General features: G+C 65.7%; 17 protein-coding genes. 9 read left to right on the plus strand and 8 right to left on the minus strand.

Annotation, left to right across the window (positions count from 1 at the left end):
* The 4 genes from tnpC to JMV16_RS13000 all read right to left on the minus strand — a co-directional run.
* On the minus strand, positions 1-1,555 hold a 1,555-nt coding region (gene tnpC / locus JMV16_RS12985; protein WP_201494750.1), incomplete at its 3' end, for an IS66 family transposase.
* A 65-nt stretch (positions 1,556-1,620) separates the two neighbouring features.
* Positions 1,621-1,968: an IS66 family insertion sequence element accessory protein TnpB gene (tnpB, locus tag JMV16_RS12990; protein ID WP_201494710.1), complete on the minus strand. Its 348-nt coding sequence runs from the start codon at positions 1,966-1,968 to the stop codon at positions 1,621-1,623.
* Complete coding sequence (tnpA, locus tag JMV16_RS12995; RefSeq protein WP_236580507.1) at positions 1,965-2,393, minus strand: IS66-like element accessory protein TnpA; 429 nt, start codon at positions 2,391-2,393, stop codon at positions 1,965-1,967. Before tnpA ends, tnpB begins: the two co-directional genes overlap by 4 nt.
* 49 nt (positions 2,394-2,442) lie before the next feature.
* A complete protein-coding gene (locus JMV16_RS13000) occupies positions 2,443-3,333 on the minus strand; it encodes an AAA family ATPase (RefSeq protein ID WP_236580503.1) in 891 nt (296 codons plus the stop codon).
* 207 nt (positions 3,334-3,540) lie between these two features.
* Here JMV16_RS13000 and JMV16_RS13005 point away from each other — a divergent pair, with 207 nt between their 5' ends.
* Positions 3,541-4,185: a DUF6977 family protein gene (locus tag JMV16_RS13005; RefSeq protein ID WP_201494713.1), complete on the plus strand. Its 645-nt coding sequence runs from the start codon at positions 3,541-3,543 to the stop codon at positions 4,183-4,185.
* Positions 4,186-4,633: 448 nt separating this feature from the next.
* Positions 4,634-4,825: a hypothetical protein gene (locus JMV16_RS13010; RefSeq protein WP_201494714.1), complete on the plus strand. Its 192-nt coding sequence runs from the start codon at positions 4,634-4,636 to the stop codon at positions 4,823-4,825.
* Positions 4,826-4,944: 119 nt separating this feature from the next.
* Here the strand turns inward: JMV16_RS13010 and JMV16_RS13015 are convergent, their stop codons facing one another.
* The 3 genes from JMV16_RS13015 to JMV16_RS13025 are packed head-to-tail and all read right to left on the minus strand — an operon-like array spanning position 4,945 to position 7,277.
* Positions 4,945-5,364, minus strand: a complete 420-nt coding sequence (locus JMV16_RS13015; protein ID WP_201494715.1) for an HAD domain-containing protein — start codon at positions 5,362-5,364, stop codon at positions 4,945-4,947.
* Between the two features lie 50 nt (positions 5,365-5,414).
* Complete coding sequence (locus tag JMV16_RS13020; protein WP_201494716.1) at positions 5,415-6,437, minus strand: helix-turn-helix transcriptional regulator; 1,023 nt, start codon at positions 6,435-6,437, stop codon at positions 5,415-5,417.
* Positions 6,438-6,491: 54 nt separating this feature from the next.
* Positions 6,492-7,277, minus strand: coding sequence for a DUF5131 family protein (locus JMV16_RS13025; RefSeq protein WP_201494717.1), 786 nt, complete (start codon positions 7,275-7,277; stop codon positions 6,492-6,494).
* Positions 7,278-7,730: 453 nt separating this feature from the next.
* On the opposite strand from JMV16_RS13025, the gene JMV16_RS13030 reads away from it, so the two are divergent.
* The 3 genes from JMV16_RS13030 (at position 7,731) to JMV16_RS13040 (ending at position 11,211) form a co-directional block, all read left to right on the plus strand.
* Positions 7,731-8,564 carry a hypothetical protein gene (locus tag JMV16_RS13030; protein ID WP_201494718.1) on the plus strand — a complete coding sequence of 278 codons (834 nt, stop codon included), beginning with the start codon at positions 7,731-7,733 and terminating at the stop codon, positions 8,562-8,564.
* 228 nt (positions 8,565-8,792) lie between these two features.
* The gene (locus JMV16_RS13035; protein ID WP_201494719.1) at positions 8,793-9,974 is read left to right on the plus strand and encodes an RCC1 domain-containing protein; all 1,182 of its coding nucleotides are present in this window, start codon (positions 8,793-8,795) and stop codon (positions 9,972-9,974) included.
* Between the two features lie 763 nt (positions 9,975-10,737).
* Positions 10,738-11,211, plus strand: a complete 474-nt coding sequence (locus tag JMV16_RS13040; RefSeq protein ID WP_201494720.1) for a hypothetical protein — start codon at positions 10,738-10,740, stop codon at positions 11,209-11,211.
* Positions 11,212-11,233: 22 nt separating this feature from the next.
* On the opposite strand, the gene JMV16_RS13045 is transcribed toward JMV16_RS13040, so the two are convergent.
* A complete protein-coding gene (locus tag JMV16_RS13045; protein WP_201494721.1) occupies positions 11,234-11,380 on the minus strand; it encodes a hypothetical protein in 147 nt (48 codons plus the stop codon).
* A 664-nt stretch (positions 11,381-12,044) separates the two neighbouring features.
* Here JMV16_RS13045 and JMV16_RS13050 point away from each other — a divergent pair.
* From JMV16_RS13050 to JMV16_RS13065, 4 genes are all read left to right on the plus strand, one after another.
* Positions 12,045-13,301: a DUF2252 domain-containing protein gene (locus tag JMV16_RS13050; RefSeq protein ID WP_236580504.1), complete on the plus strand. Its 1,257-nt coding sequence runs from the start codon at positions 12,045-12,047 to the stop codon at positions 13,299-13,301.
* Between the two features lie 16 nt (positions 13,302-13,317).
* Positions 13,318-13,710: a class I SAM-dependent methyltransferase gene (locus JMV16_RS13055; protein WP_201494722.1), complete on the plus strand. Its 393-nt coding sequence runs from the start codon at positions 13,318-13,320 to the stop codon at positions 13,708-13,710.
* A 120-nt stretch (positions 13,711-13,830) separates the two neighbouring features.
* Positions 13,831-14,475, plus strand: coding sequence for a lysozyme inhibitor LprI family protein (locus JMV16_RS13060; RefSeq protein ID WP_201494723.1), 645 nt, complete (start codon positions 13,831-13,833; stop codon positions 14,473-14,475).
* 50 nt (positions 14,476-14,525) lie between these two features.
* On the plus strand, positions 14,526-15,488 hold the full coding sequence (locus JMV16_RS13065; RefSeq protein WP_201494724.1) for a helix-turn-helix transcriptional regulator: 963 nt from the start codon (positions 14,526-14,528) through the stop codon (positions 15,486-15,488).
* Positions 15,489-15,669 lie beyond the last annotated feature (181 nt).

Consider the following 15,669-nt stretch of genomic DNA (forward strand, 5'->3'; position numbering starts at 1 on the left):
CAACCGCCCACGGCAGCAACTCGTCGATGCGGTTGCTCGGATGCTCGCCGATGCGCTCAAGGACGTGGCGCAGGTAGCGCTGCGGGTTGATCCCGTTGAGCTTGGCCGTGCCCAGCAGCGTGTACATCACCGCTGCCGTGTGGCCGCCCGCGTCCGATCCGACGTGCAAGTAGTTCTTGCGTCCGATGGCTACGCCGCGCAGGGCACGCTCGGCCGCATTGTTGTGGGCGTCGATGCGCCCGTCACGGGCGTAGTTCGTCAGCGCCGTCCAGTGGCTCAAGCTATAGCCGATCGCCAACGCCATCGGCGATTTCGCCGACACCTGCGCCAAGGTCTCGCTCAGCCAGGACTTCAATTCCGTCAGCACCGGCACTGAACGCGCCTGGCGCATTCGTCGTCGTCGCAGCGCCGATCGGCCGTTGACTTGCGCCTCGATCCTGAACAACTCGCCGATCCGCACCAGGGCCTGGTGTGCCAGCGTCCCGGGCTGGCGCTTCTGCCGCACATGGATGTCCCAGAACTTGCGGCGCGCGTGGCTCCAGCATCCAGCTTCAAGGATCCGACCGTTCGTGTAGAGCTTGTCGTACCCGGCGAACGCATCGGCCTGCAGGATGCCACTGAAGTTCTTCAAGTGCCGCTGCGGGTGCTCGCCCTGGCGATCGGGCGAGTATTGGAACCACACCGCCGGCGGCGCCTTGTCGGCGCTCGCGCGGTCATCGCGCACGTACACCCACAACCGTGCCGTACGCGCCGTCTTGCCCTTGCCACCCAGCGCACGGATCGGCGTGTCGTCACCGTGGACCTTGCCGGCCTTCAGTACGTAGCGCCCCAACGCATCGGCCAGCGGCGTCAGCATCAGGGCGCAATTGCCCATCATGTCGGTGATGGTCGAGCGGCTCATCTCGACGCCGTCGCGGCCGTAGATCTGGCACAGCCGGTACAGCGGCACATGATCGGCGAACTTGCTCACCGCCATGTGCGTGAGCAGACCGGCGCCGGCCATACAGCGGTCCATCGGCCGGCTTGGCGCCAGCGCCTGCGTGATCGTGTGGCAGCCGGCGCAGGCCAGTCGCGGGCGCACGTGGCGCACCACGTGGAAGGTGCCCGGCTCGTAGTCCAACACCTCCGAGACGTCCTGACCGATCTCCCGCAAGCCGCCACCACAGGCCGCGCAGCCACAATCGCCTTGCGGCGTGTGAACGACCGTGCGTCGCGGCAGGTGTGCCGGCAGATCACGCAGCCCTGGTCTGGTCTTGGGTTCGCGCTTCTTGCGCTCGGCGTCGAGCGACGTCACGTTGGACTTCAATCCGTCGTCGGTGCCACCGTCGGCAGTCGGCGCAATCGCGGGCGCTGCGACCTGGCCACCAACGAGATCAAGCTGCGCGTGTTCGAGCTTCTCGCTGGAGCGTCCGTATTTCATGCGGCGCAGGTAGGTCAACTCGACCTTCATCTTGTCGATGGTCAGCTGCGCGATCTTCAAGGCCTCGTGCGAGCGCTTGACCTCGCCGCTCAGCGCAGCGTTGTTGGCCAAGAGTTCCGTCAACGTCATGACCATGACTTTGCCGGTCATGATCATCCCTCGCAACGGGACTTGTCCCGTCAACCCATTTGCTCGCTCGACTACACCGCCGTGCGTGGCTGCCAAGTGCGCTCGGGGTGCCGCCAGTCGATCCCTTCGAGCAGCATCGAGAGTTGCGCGGTGCTCAGCGAGACGCTCCCGCTGTTGGCCTGCGGCCAGACGAAGCGGCCTCGCTCAAGGCGCTTGGTCAACATGCACATGCCGTCGCCATCGCTCCACAGCAACTTCAACAGGTCACCCCTGCGGCCTCGGAAGGCGAAGACGTGGCCACCGAACGGATCCTCGGTCAGCACCGTCTGGACCTTGGCCGCCAGCGAGTCGATGCCGCAGCGCATGTCCGTCACACCGGCGGCAAGCCACACCCGGGTTCCGGCGCGCGGGCCGATCATTCGCTTCGGCGCAGCGCGCGCAAGACGCTGCACAGGGCCGCTTCATCGACTGCGCCGCGCAACCGAAGTTGGGCGCCGGCGAATTCGAGCTCGATGACGCCGCCGCGTGTGGCTGCTCGGCTGCCCGGCCCCACCGCAGTGGTCGGCAGCGGCTCCAGCGCCGAACTCGCGCCGGCCCTGGCCACCGGTTCGACATGAACCGGCAGCAAGACCGTCGGTGGCGCCGCCGTCGGCTTCGAGGCGGCGATCGTCTTGCCCTTGTGATCGCGCCGCCACTTGAACAGCAGGTTCGCGTTGATGCCGTTGCTCCGAGCGATGACGGCGACGGACGCGCCAGGCTGCAAGCTTTGCTCGACCAGGCCCGCCTTGAACGACCGATCATGCTGTCGGCGCGCCGGCTCACCGATCCTTGCTCCACTCTCCATGGTGCCCACCATCTCCTGTTGGTGGACACCATCGCCTGGGCCCACTCCATCAGGTCAGATGCTGCAGCGGCGTCGATCGCGGCGCAATGACGGTGCTGGTCGGACTATTACTTTCCATCAGCTGCCGGCCCATGGCGTGCACCATCGCCCGCACCAGTTCCGTCTTGCCGGTGCCGGGCCGGCCGTAGATCAGGACATTCACACCGTGCTGCCGCTGGCTGCAGGCGGTCTGCAGATACTGGCGCAGGATGGCGACATCCTCCGAGAGGTGGGCGTAGTCGTCCAGTTGCAGATTCGGCGGCGGCGAGCGCAGCACGCTGCTGCCGAACAGGTCCAGAAGCTCGTCACGCTGGAGCATCAGCTCTTCGGACAGGCCCTCCATCATCTCGAGCTTGGACGAGAAGCTATAGGACCTTGAGCGGTCGATCACCAGGATGGCGGAGCGCGCCAGTGGCGCCCGGTCGTCCAGCGCGGCGCGGATGTCCTCGATCGGGTGCCCCAGGCAGTCGCCCAGCAACTGACACACGCCGCCGTGCGTGAGGTTGCCCGACAGATCCAGCCCCAGGTCGATCTCTGGCCAGGCAGCACCCACCACTGCTAGGTGCAGGATGTCGCGATCGGCCGCCTGCAGGCCCAGGCGGTCGCCCAGCAGGCGGATGTTGTGTGCGATCACCGTGTCGGTGGGGAGGGCGACGCCATCCCTCTCCAGCCCGGCCAGCTTGCGCTGCAGCGTGCGCAGCGCCGAGCGCTTGCAGAAACTGCGGTTCGCAGCTTGGGTGCAGCCGAGCACTCGGGCTACCCGGCCATCACTGTAGTCATCGTAGTCGACGAACGCGGCCACGCCGTTGCAGCGCAGCAGCGCGCGCAGGATGATGAGGCGCACCACGGGCAGGTAGGCCGGGTCGGTGTTGGCGGCGGCGTTGACGTTCTTGCTTGCCATGGTGCGGGCTCCTTTTGATTGGGCCTGGAGATGATCCGCAGCGTGGCGACGGAACGTGTCGCAGGCGGCGCTTCCGTCAGCGACGCATCGTGTCGCACCGCGGACGAGACTCGCCGTCTCCCGAAGCCCAAGCTGTCCCACCACCGCGACGCCCGGGCGGGCGAAGTGGCTCAAGCTCATTCAAGGACTTTCATGGCGACAAGACCGGTGTTCCTGCCCATCGCAACGGCTCGGGCTTACACGCGAGAGGTGCCGGTGGATTTCACCTGGCATGCCGGGCTTTCCGTCTGCCAGAAGCAGAAGTCCATCGCCTCGCTGCATGGCGCGGCTCGGGCGCGGTTGGGTGTGCAGAGGCTGCTGGAGGTGTCGTCCAAGTCCGGGGATGAGCTCGGGCGCCGGCTCAGCGCCTTCAACCTGCAGGTGGCGCTGCGTGACGGCAGTCTGACGAGCGTGGAGTCGGCTTTCCAGGGCTCCAAGGTTTTCTCGGGCGGCGGCCCGTTCGTGGATCTGCTGCGGGCCGACCCGAGGCAGGCCAAGACTGACCCACGCCTCAAGGACAGTGGAGCCCTCATTCGCTTTGAGTTCGAGGACTATGCTTGGCCTCTGGAGCCGTTGACGGCCTTCTACGACTGGCTCTACCTGAGCGCGCTGCAGCGTGTCCCCGAGCTGGGGCCTCAGGTTTTGGCATACCAAGGCTTCACCGACATCGAGTTCAACCCCGAGCGGTCACTGAACTGCCAAGCCAGGTCGGTCGCCCTGTTTTGCAGCCTGACGAAGGCCGGGCTTCTGCCCGATGCCGTGGCCTCACCGGGGACGTTCATCCAGACCGTGAGCCGCGTCCCGCTGGTGTAGCTCTTGCCAGCAAGCTCGGCCTGCCAGCGGAGGGCCGACAGTTGACGCTACCGCTGAAGCAAGATGTATTGCCCAACGCTCAGGACCGCAGCTCGCTCTTGCGGATGCACCGCCGGGCCTGGTACACGATCCAGACGAGGTGCAGGTTCACCAGCAGGAGCTTTGTGTAGAGGCAAGCCAGCTTCAGATAGCACTGAAGCCGGAACAGGGAAAGGTGGCGAAGGGGCGATCTTGAAGTCATGCCGGCCAGTCTGATTGCCGAAGCGACGAAATGCGTCGTCTGCGAGCCGGCGCCATCTATCGACACCTCTGCTGGCGCCGGCTGGACTTGCCAGATGCCGCATGCCGCTCATTGACCGGGGTGCCGCGTCGCTCAGCGACACGTCGCGTCGCACGCGGCCCGAGACTGGAGCCTGAGTCGTCTTTCTATATCCCCTGAAAGCCCATCATGAAGAAGTTCTCTGTCCATTTCGAGATGTGGTCCCCCGATGAAGTGACCACCGACAACCTCGCCAAGCTGGCTGAGCTCCTGTTCTGTGGCTTCCCTTTTTCAACTCCGCGCCTGCTCGTCGACCAGGTGATGTTTCACGAGCTCACGACTACCGTTGGCGATCCCATCGTGTTCAACAAGGAAGACTGATTCGCCGGGTTGCGTGCGCGTCTCGACGCGTGTTGATGGCGCAGCTTCCCGACGGGCTACGCCGTCTGTCCGGGCTGCTACTTGGTGGCCGGGCTGTCCGTCAATCTTTGCGGATCGTCTCAGCTACGCAGCCATCGACGGATGGTGGCCACCTGTGGGCGTTGCATACCGAGGTTCGAATCACATGCAACCAGTTCTGGGCACTTGGCCGGAAACTCGATCCACGAGTCATCGAGGGCGCGCCAGGTGCAAGGCTCCCCGAGGCGTTCGACGAAGGCCAGGATCTCCCGGTAGCGTGGCCACCGGCCCATGAAGGGCTCGCCTGTGACGCCCAGAACGTTCGGGTGCATGGCCGCCGGCAGCAGATCCACCAGTTCATGCAGCGAGTAGTGGTGACGCCAACTGGACGAGATGACCAGACCGTACTCTGCGCCTGCCAGTGCTTCCTCGAGCAGATCCACTCGGCAGAAGAGTTCGTCCTGCCGGGCACTGGCCGGGTGAAGCACGCCATCGAAATCCAGGAACAGCAGGTGTGTCACGGCTTGTACCGATCGAGCGTGTACTGAGGGCTTGCTGGCCAGTCGGTCGCTCACTGTGGCGCGTAGCGGCTGGCCGCTTCGCGATGCTTCTGGGCGAGCTCGCGCCGGAGGCCAACGGGCGCCAGCACCTCGACGGCAGCACCGCGCCCCAGGATCCACCAGCGCAGTTCCCAGGAGTCAGCCACGGTGGCGCGGACCTCGATTCGGCCGTCCGGCATCGGCTTTAACTGCTGGTCTGCCGCCAGGGGCGACTCCTCGAGCAAGTCGGCCGTCGCGGCTTCGCATGCGATCAACAGCGTGATCTGTCCCGCGCCGGCCGAGGCAATCCCGAACTGCCCGCGCCCCCGCTTCAACGCGGCCTCGAGATCAAGTCCGGGCGGGAAGGAGACCGGATCCAGCAGCACCTCGACCTGGCGGAAGCGGTGAATAGCGTACAGGCTTGCATACGTGGCACCCCCTCGGGTCGCGGCCAGGTAGTTGGTGCCACCGCGAAGGACGAGGCCCAGCGGATGCAACCGGTAGCGCCGTGGCGTACCCTTGGCTCCCGGGCCGTAGAGGGCATCGATCTGCCGGTCGGAAAGCAGCGCTTCGGCCAGCGCCTTCTGCACTTCTGGAGGGGCCGCTGGTGGCGAGGTCGGCAGGCCGGGAGGCACGGCCTTGACCTTGCCGGGCCAACGCGAGGCGCCTGCTCGCGGGCCCAGCCGATCCAGGCGCTGGCGCGCCCGCGCAAAGAGCATCTCGAAGCCCTCGAGCATCGACGCCGGCAGCGCTGCCTGCAGGTGTTGCTGCACCAGCACGATCATCAGCGCCTCGGGCGTGCTCATGGCCGCGATGCCGCCGGCCGCTTCGGACGACCAGCGCCAGCCGTGGGGCTTGCCCTTGTCGTTGTGGTCCAGCGGGAAGCTCTTCTGCAGGTCTCTCAGATCCCGCTGCACCGACCGCAGATCGATCTCGTAGCCGCGGTCAGCCAGCGACTCCCGAAGCTCGCCCGGGGTTGCCCAGCGCTGATGAGGAAGTGCCTTCAGAAGTTCGAGCAGGCGTGACAGCGTTTCGTGCTTAGGCTGTGCGGGCATGGCTTGATCATTGTCTGCGGATCGTGCGGCATCTGGCCGTGACTTCCGGGGCGCTCACTTGACGAATCCATCCGGAAACTCGTCCCAGGTCCTGCCGTCCAGGGTGCGGACGGGGCTCTTGTGGCTGGGCCCGACCTGCTTCACGAAGAACGGTATAAAGCGTGCCACGGCGAAGTCGCGGACCGTGCGGGCCCAGTCCAAATCCATCGGGCGTGCGCGGTCGGTGCCGGTCTCCGAGCCGAGCACGACCCAGTCGACGGCGGCATAGGCAGCCAGATCGATGGGGCCGAGCATGGGCTCGATCATCACGAAACGCCGGCCCTGCATGCGCAGCAGGTGCGGCAGGCGTTCGTCGGCCAGTGCCTGGTTCTCGATCGACACCCCGCAGGCCAGGTGGGCGGGCACACCCTTCGGGTAGCGCCGCGCCATGGTGTCGGCCATGCGTTCGGCCCGCTTGCTCCACAGCACGTACTTCGTCGTGTCCAGCGGGCGGCCCTCCTGGCGCCGCCGGTTCCTGGCCTCACGCTCGGCGGCGACCTCGTCGACGATGTCCAGCACGCGGTCGATGGTCGCGTCGGGAACCTTGTCCCAGAAGAGGTCGCCGTGCTGAACGACGCCGACGATCCCCTTCTTGGGGCGCAGTTTGGCGGGGTCGAAGCGTGCCTCCACGTCCGTGGGCTGGCCCTCCACGACGATCTTTGGCAGGTTCCCGAGGCGTATCTGCCACGGCATGATGCCGTCGAGCCACCAGCAGTCGCGGCAGCCCGCTGAGTAGCGCTGGCAGCCGACGACGGGGTTCCAATCGGAGGTGAGGATGTCACCGGGGTTGTGCTTGGCCATCTTGTGCTCCAGTCTGCAGGCGGCGATCTGCTGATGTGGTCCCGAGGCTCTGATGTGTCCCGATTTGCGGGTCGGAGCCGGGCCCAGTGCCGAGAGCATGCCGCTGGCTGCGACGTCATGCGTCGCAGCCAGCCCGAGGGAGGAACGGCGCGCGGTTAGATCGTGAGCCAGCCGACCGACATGCTGATGTGTCCGCCTTCGGCGCCAATCGCGCGTGCCTGGAACCTGTTTTGGACGACGCCCTGACCTGGCTCCTTGAGGACACTATCGGCGCCAACGTCTCTGGGGCGTGGTCATTGCGGAGGGCGCGCAACCCTCTGGGGTGACGGAAGTGCCAATCTTCAGGGCGATGCGACGAACCCGATCGCAGGAGCGAGGAATTCCAAGGCTTCGGCATGCGACGTGTCCTGTCGCGTGTGCGGCTACCTTCAGCAGCTCAGACGGGAGGCAGCGATGGCGTTCGATGAGGGCTGGATCACGAGGCCGGACGGAACGGTCCACGTCGCCGTGGTCGATAGCGAAACCACCGGGCTCGATACTGAAGCTGACGAGGTGATCGGACTTGGCATCTTGTGCGTACGAGTGGACCGGCACCGGGGGCGGATGCTCGGCGTGGTGGGTTCCGCCTTCGAGTGGCAGGAGCCCAAGGTGTACACGGAGGCGGCGCAGACTCTCACGCAGATTCCCCCTCGCAGCTTGGCAGGCCGCCGCATCGATCGGTCGAAGATCGATGCGCTGCTGGCGCAGACGGACCTCGTCGTCGCACATAACGCCGCCTTCAAGCGGCCGTTCCTGGAGCCGCTCTTGCCTGCGCTTTCAACGCTGCGCTGGGCATGTTCCCTGGCCGACATCGACTGGCAGGTAGGCCAGGGCGTCCCGCATCCCTCGATCGACATGCTGCTGAAAATCTACTCGATGGGGCCCACCGACAAGACGCCAGAGGGCGACTGCCACGCGCTGGTGAGAATCCTGACCCAGCCGCTGCCGCTGCCGCAGTCGTCGGAGACGGGCTTTCACAGGCTAATCGTGGAGTCGGCGCGGGTTACGGTCGAGTGCGTGATCCCCGATAGTGAACAGGTTGCACAGGCAGGGCTGGAGGCGCTTGGGTTTGGGCGGCAGGGCAGCCGCTGGTTTGCGGGACGGGAGGACGCCGCTGGAGCACATGCTCTGGAGATGCGGGTGATCGACCTTGCTGCAGGCAACCCAGCCTTCGCGCAACTGAAGATGTGGCGGGTCGATGCGATCAGCCGGCACGGTTATCCCGTGGCAATGTCGCCGCCGCCTTGACTTGGGAGAACTGCCCTTGTTGCTGGAAGAGGCGGCTTTACACTGGACCGACCGTGCGTGGGCATTCAGATTGCACTTTTGGGTCATCCGCCGCAGAGCTGCAGGCCTCAGGAATCCGACGCCAGGCCCGCGACGAAGCAGCCGCCGCCGCGCTTCCAAGATGCCCGGCACTGTCGCTCGGACCTCCATGCGGGTGGCGGCAGGCGAAGGGGCAGAAGGTGGTTGTCCGTGAATAGACGGCTGACGCTCGGTTTGGCCCTTGCGCTCGCCTTCGCAGGCACGGCACTCCCGGCGCGCGCACAAGCCGCGCCGATGGTGGTGGAGGTCGCCGCATCTGCCCACGTGCTCCTGCTTCTCACGGACGGCACCCTGGTGGCGCTCGGCGAGAACCGTTCCGGGCAGTTGGGCCGGCCCAAGGCGATCCGTCGTTTCTTTCCGGCCGAGCGCGTCCCCCTACCCGCCAAGGCGGTGCAGGTCGCCGCCGGTGAGGACACCTCCTTCGCGCTGCTCGACGACGGCACGGTCTGGGCGTGGGGGCGCGGCTACTCCGGAACCCTGGGAGTTGACCTGAAAGGCGCGATCGAGCGGCACACCCCGGAAGTGATCCCGAACCTGCAGGGTGTCTCACAGATCGTGGCCAACGGCAACACGGTGATGGCCCTCATGGCCGACGGCAGCGTGCGCGCCTGGGGCGCGCTCCCGGCGTTCCTGACCGGAGGCCGCGAGGTGCACCCCGGGGTGACGCAGCCGCTGCCGCTGGCGGGCCTTGAGAACGTAGCCCGCGTGGCCGGCAGCCCTTCGCTTGGCTTCGCACTGACCAGGGACGGCCGGGTATTCAGCTGGGGGGTCAACGACCGCGGGCAGCTGGGGCTCGGGCACCAGACGCGGGAGCCGCAGCGGCCCACGGAACTGCCGACACTGAAGGAAGTTGTGTCGATCGCGACGGTGGCCGGCGCGGCCGTCGCTGTCACGCGCGATGGAAAGGCGTGGTCCTGGGGGCACAACGGGCAGGCCGGCCTCGGCAACGGACTACACGGTGACACCGGCGACCCCGGACAGCCGGCTCCGCGACCGGTCAAGGGCATCAGTGACGCGATCGAAGTCAAGGCTGGGAGTTACGGCCGCCACTTGATCGTCCGCCGGCGAAACGGCACGCTGATCGGCTGGGGCAACAGCGACTGGGGGCAACTCGGCGCCGGCATCTCCGGGGACCACCAGCCCACGCCCAAGCCGATCAAACTCCCGGAGGTCGAGGCTTACTGGCTTGGAGGCAACTTCTCGTTTGCCCGGACGAAGGACGGCGCGTTGTGGTTCTGGGGGGAGCAGTCTGGCGCGCAGGGCCTGCTTGGTGTGAAAGGGAGCCAGCGCGTGCCGGCAAAGGTGCCCTGGGAAAGGGCGCTGCCCCAGTGATCGCCTTTGCGCGCCGACCTCAAAGTGAGTCACGGCGCCGGCGACCCGATGAGCTACCTGCGAACGTTCCATGGTCAGTACTGCCGCGCCGGGAACGGCGAAGGACCTGGCTCACTCGATAGCTGGCAGACGCTGCCCAAGTGGCTCAATCCAGTGTCGGCACCGACAGCAGGTCAGGCTTTGCAGGGCATTCGACGGGAGTCGGACGCCCAGTTCCTGCTTTCCTTGGGCCTGGCCGGAAGATGGGCTGGCGGACAGCTTCCGGGCAGGCCACTCGCTGCCTCGAAGTTCTCTTGGCGACCCAAACCCGCCCGTCAGGCTTCTCCAAAGCTGCCCGACGCTCGGACCGAACTCTCTCGGGTTCTGCGTCTACGAAGCAGTCGTTCGTGGCCACCGGGGCCCGGCCACAACCGGCCCTTGGTGATCCGCTCAGAGTTTCCCCCGCTGGCCCGACTTGGATGACTGGTTTACGGCGGCCAACTTGAAGTCCGCTTTGGCTCGTCGCGGCCACCAAACGCATCAGGACGCACCGTCGACGCACTGGGTCTTGTTCGGAATCTGGATAGCCATCGAGCAAGCCTGCGGCTAACGTGAAGGGGCGAGGCTGATCGCTGGCTCCGATGCGTACAAGTTGGGAACAATATGCTGTATTACGTTAAGGACCTTCGCTCCAAACCTTGTTCCAGGATGCAATAGTTTGGGCCGCGATGAAATAGTTAGTTTGGCAATTCAGAGTCACTGTTTATTTTGGGAAGAGGTGAATATGTTCAAGAACGTCGCCCTGAGCCTGTCCTTTTGCTTGCCACTTATGGCCGGTGCCAACGACCTGTCGCTATCTTGTGACGGTAAGGGCTCCGTAACAGCTACGCAAACGACAACGGTCAACCAGTATCAGTCCGGTAAAGCGGGGCACAACCAGACGGGCGTTGCCACGACACCGACGCGCCGCCCGTTCTCCGGTACCGGTGTAATTGAAATCAAGACGGGCACGGCACGCATGCGTGTTCCGGACCCGATGATTCCGGCCTTGATGAGTGGTGACACTGACGGGTGGTACCCCATCGAAAATCTGGGAATGAACGACAAGGAAATCACCGGCGTCGTGCACATCAACTTTCTCAGTCAGCCCAAATTTCGCATTGATCGCATGACCGGCAAACTGTCATTGAGCGGTGGAGCGGGAGATTTTACTGGCGACTGCAATGCAATAGATCCAAATGCCAAAGCCAAGTTTTGAACACAACCCATCAGGCAACAAATCATTGAATCTCAAGCTGCATATTTGACCCGGGGGAGGACCGGCCGTACATCCTGCGTCGCAGGTAGGCCAGTTCGACCTTCGTCTTGTCGATAGTCAACTGCGCGATCTTCGAAGCCTCGTGGGAGCGCCGGATCTTGCCGCTCAATGCAGCGTTATTGGCCCGCGCGGCGGTGGGCAATGTCAGCTCTGAGCATCCCAAGCCCGCGCGCGGACCCGGTGTTCATGAAGGAACTACAGTTTTTCGTTATGAAGCCCGTGTTCGTTATTTCTGTTCCTTGAGAGGCTGTCGACCCGATGAACTGATTGACGGCTATGGGTCGACCATTGCCGAGCGCGGACGTCGGCTGTCCGGTGGCTCAACTTGGGGGTCAGCTTTCCGGCGGTGAGATCGCGCGCCCGACTGGCGCTGGCCGACCCTATACGCGCCCGTCGGGCTCCCCAAGCTGTCCGACGGCAAACGGCACTGGCATTGACACGCCGTCGCGCGCAGGCGATTTCTCGCGTTCATGGCTTGGGTCGTGGTCGGCGGCCACAGCCTCTATCATCCCCGCGTGCCATGACGGGGCTTTAGACCGCTGGCGGATGTAGCGACGCCGCACCATGTCAGCGGCAATCCAGGGGGAACCGTGAGTCTTCCGGCAAAGAGACCCAGGTCGCGCACGACCGAAGCGCTCGTCACAGCACAGTTGCCGGCACAGTCGCACGGACGACCTCACGCCGAGCGCCGTGCCGCCGGCAAGGCCCTGCGACAGACTTGCCCGCGCAGCGACGTCGCGGCCTGGAAGCCCGCTGAGCAACGGGCGGATCCGGTGGACCTGCTGATCGCTAACTCGGCCGGGCGTCTGCCTGAGCTGGTGCCGATACGCTACGGCCGAATGATGTCTAGCCCGTTCGCCTTTTACCGGGGCGCAGCCGCAGTGATGGCGCACGACCTGTCTTTCACGGCCAACACCGGCATGAACGTGGTGGCTTGTGGTGATTGCCACCTGGTCAATTTCGGCGGCTTCGCCACGCCCGAGCGCCAACTGGTGTTCGACATCAATGACTTCGATGAGGCGTCGGTGGCGCCCTGGGAGTGGGACCTGCGGCGTCTGGCCGCGAGCTTCGTCATCGCCGGCCGCGCCAACGGCTCCAAAGCAGCCGACTGCCGGCAAGCCGCCTGGCAGGCCGTGCGCAGCTACCGCGAGAACATGACGCGCTACGCTGAGATGCCGGTGCTCGATGCCTACTACGAGACCATCGACTTGTCCAAGCTGGTAGCAGCCGGCACCGATGACGAACTCAAGCGGCTGAACCAGAAGCGCATCCGCAAGGCGCTGGCGGAAAGCGCCCACATCAAGGAGTTCACCAAGCTGGCCTGTCAGCAGGGTGAACAGCCGCGCATCCGCGACGAGCCGCCACTGATCTTCCACAACGCCGACATGCAGCAGCAGGCGGCCATGCACGCTGTTGCCGAGAGGATGGTGGCCGACTACGTGGCGTCGCTGGCACCCGAGCGACGCATCCTGATGCAGCGCTACCGCTTCGCCGACGTGGCGATGAAGGTGGTCGGCGTGGGCAGCGTGGGCACCTATTGCGGCGTGGCCTTGTTCGTCTCAGGCAACGGCGACCCGCTGTTCCTGCAATTCAAGGAGGCACGCCCCTCGGTGCTGGAGCCTTACTGCGGCCGGGCGCCGTTCAAGCACCATGGCGAACGGGTGGTGTTCGGGCAGCGGCTGATGCAAGCTGCTGCCGACGCCTTCCTGGGCTGGACCACCGGCACGCGCCAGCAGCAACGGCACTACTACGTCCGGCAACTGCGCGATGCCAAGATCAAGCCGATGGTCGAACTGATGAACCCCGCGAACCTGATCGACTATGCGCAGTCTTGCGGCTGGGCGCTGGCGCGGGCCCACAAGCGTTCGGGGGACGCGGTCGTGCTGTCGGCCTACATGGGCAGCAGCGCGGTCTTCGAGGACGCGATGGCCAACTTCGCGGTTCGCTACGCCGATCAGAATGAACGCGACCATGCGGCCTTGGTGGCGGCCGTGCGTGCGGGCCGGATCGAAGCGCGCGTCGGCATCTAGTCAGCTGCGCTGCGCCATGCCGGTGCTGGGCTTCATCGCCAAGGGCCTCGATGTGCACATCGTCGCCGTCGACTTCCTGCCCGACCTCCTCGACGTACTGAGATCGCGCGCTGCACGTGCAGGTGTTGCCGATCGCATCGAAGCCGTGAACGCATCGATGGGCGCGCTGCCCATCGAGCCCGGCAGCCTGGATGCGATTTGGTCGGAGGGCGCGATCTACAACCTTGGATTCGAGAACGGTGTCAGGCAGTGGCGCCGGCTCCTGAAGCCGGGTGGCATCCTTGCCGTCTCGGAGCTGACCTGGCTGACGGCCAGCCGGCCTGCCGAGCTCGAGGAGCACTGGCACGCGCAGTACGCGGAAGTCGGGACGGCCTCATCCAAATTGGCCGTGTTCGAGCGCAAAGGCTAGCGACCGGCAAGGCGTGTCGTTGAAGGGCGTGCAGGCGACGAGGCCGTCGCGCGGCCTCCTCGTCCTGTAGTCAGCTTTTGTCCTACATTGGCCCCTACGTCATCGCGGGAGCCGCAAACGATGAGCCGGAGCACCCTGTCCGTTCTGGTTTTCATGGCCTTTGTTGCCGGTGCACCCCTGTCGGCGCGAGCCGAAGGTCCCACCTTCCACTGCGGCAAGGTGCAAGCCGACGTCGAGAAGCTGATCTGCAACGACGCAGCGCTGGCGTCGCTGGACCGAAAGCTCGACGCGGTCTACAAGTCGGCACTGGCCAAGGCCCAGGGTCCTATGGCGCGCCGGCTGCGCGAGGAACAGCGCGGCTGGGTCAAGGGCCGCAACGATTGCTGGAAGGCCAATGGGCAGGAGACCTGGATCACAGCCACCTGGACCGTCAACACCGTGCGGGGCTGCGTCGATGCGCAATACCGGCTGCGCAGCGCCGAGCTGCAGGCGGTCTGGCGGCTGCAGCCACCCCGTACGGTGACCTACGCCTGCCAGAACGAGGCGGCCAACGAGGTGGTGGCGAACTTCTTCGACACCGACCCCGCGACGCTCAGGCTGGAGCGCGGTGACCGCAGCACGACGCTGTGGCGGGTGGGCGACGCCGCTGCCGGAAAGTACGAAGGGCAGAACGTCAGCGTGGTGCAGCAGGGCGAGGTGTTGGCGCTCAGCCGCCTGGACACGGACACGGGCAAGACCCAGGACCTGAATTGCAAGGCGAAATAGCGCCGCGCCAGACGCTGCGGCGGGGTGCCAGGTAGATGCCAACGGATCTCATGTTCACAGCCAACGCGGCGCCGCACTGGTCACGTCAGTTCCGCTCTGACGACCTGGGGGAAGTCCGGGCCCTCATCGGCAACAAGGATGGCCCGCACTCGCGCGTGGTGCACGGGGACCGGCCGCTGGGCTACGCCATGTACCAGGTCAGCGCGCACCACACGAATCTGGGCGGATCCGAGTCAGCGGTGTCGCAGGTTGTTCGCGGCCACGTGCATGGCTGGGTGCTTCATCTGGCCTTGCCGCCGGGAACGGTGCTGCGCAGCGGACTGCGGACTTCTGCCCACAGCGGGCCGAACACGGCGGTGCTGATCCCGCCCGGGTGGGCGTTCACGCGCATCAGCCCGCCTGGTGCCCTGTTCGCGGCGGAAGTCGACGCGCACGCGCTGATGGGCGAGTTGCAGGCTCGAAGACCCGATGAGGTCCATCGGAACCTCAGGCGCATGGCCATGCCAGAGTTGGCCACCGGCGAGCGCAGGGGGCTGCTGGCTGCCGCCTCGGAATTGGTCCTGGCCACCGAGCCTGGCAGCGACGATCGGCAACAGGCCTCGGCAGAAGGGCGATTCATCGAGCGCATGGTCGACCTCGTGCTGCGCGACGCCGTGACCCGACGCCCTGGTGAACTTGCATTGGAGCGCGCACGGAACCTGGAGGCCTGGATCGATGCCCACCTCGGCGAGCCGATCACCATGGGGGCCCTGTGCCAGGTCGCCGGTGTCGGCGAGCGCTGCCTGCAGAAGTCTTTCCTGTACCGGCGCGGGATTTCTCCGATGCGTTTCGTCGCCGAGCGTCGACTGCTGGCAGCCCATCAATGGCTGGCCGACGCCTCGCATGCAGCGACGGTGACCGAGGCCGGATTGCGCTTCGGCTTTCCCCACCTGGGCCGCTTCTCGGTGTCCTATCGCCAGGCGATCGGCGAGTCGCCGTCGCAGACGCTGGCGGCGGCCAAGCGAAGGGCTTGAGCCTGGTCGGAGACGGCACGGGCGGATCTGCGCGTGCGCGTCCTCGGCTTGCGGTCGATGCTCGGAGAAGCCATCGTTGTTCGGAATTGGGATAGCCATCCAGCAATCTGCCGGCTAGCGTCGCGGGCCGGCCGAATGTCGCCTTGGCCTTGCGGGACGACTCCAAGGACGGCACAGCAGG

The sequence above is a fragment of the Rubrivivax sp. A210 genome (assembly GCF_904426505.1).
In the GTDB taxonomy this organism is placed as follows: Bacteria; Pseudomonadota; Gammaproteobacteria; order Burkholderiales; family Burkholderiaceae_C; genus Rubrivivax.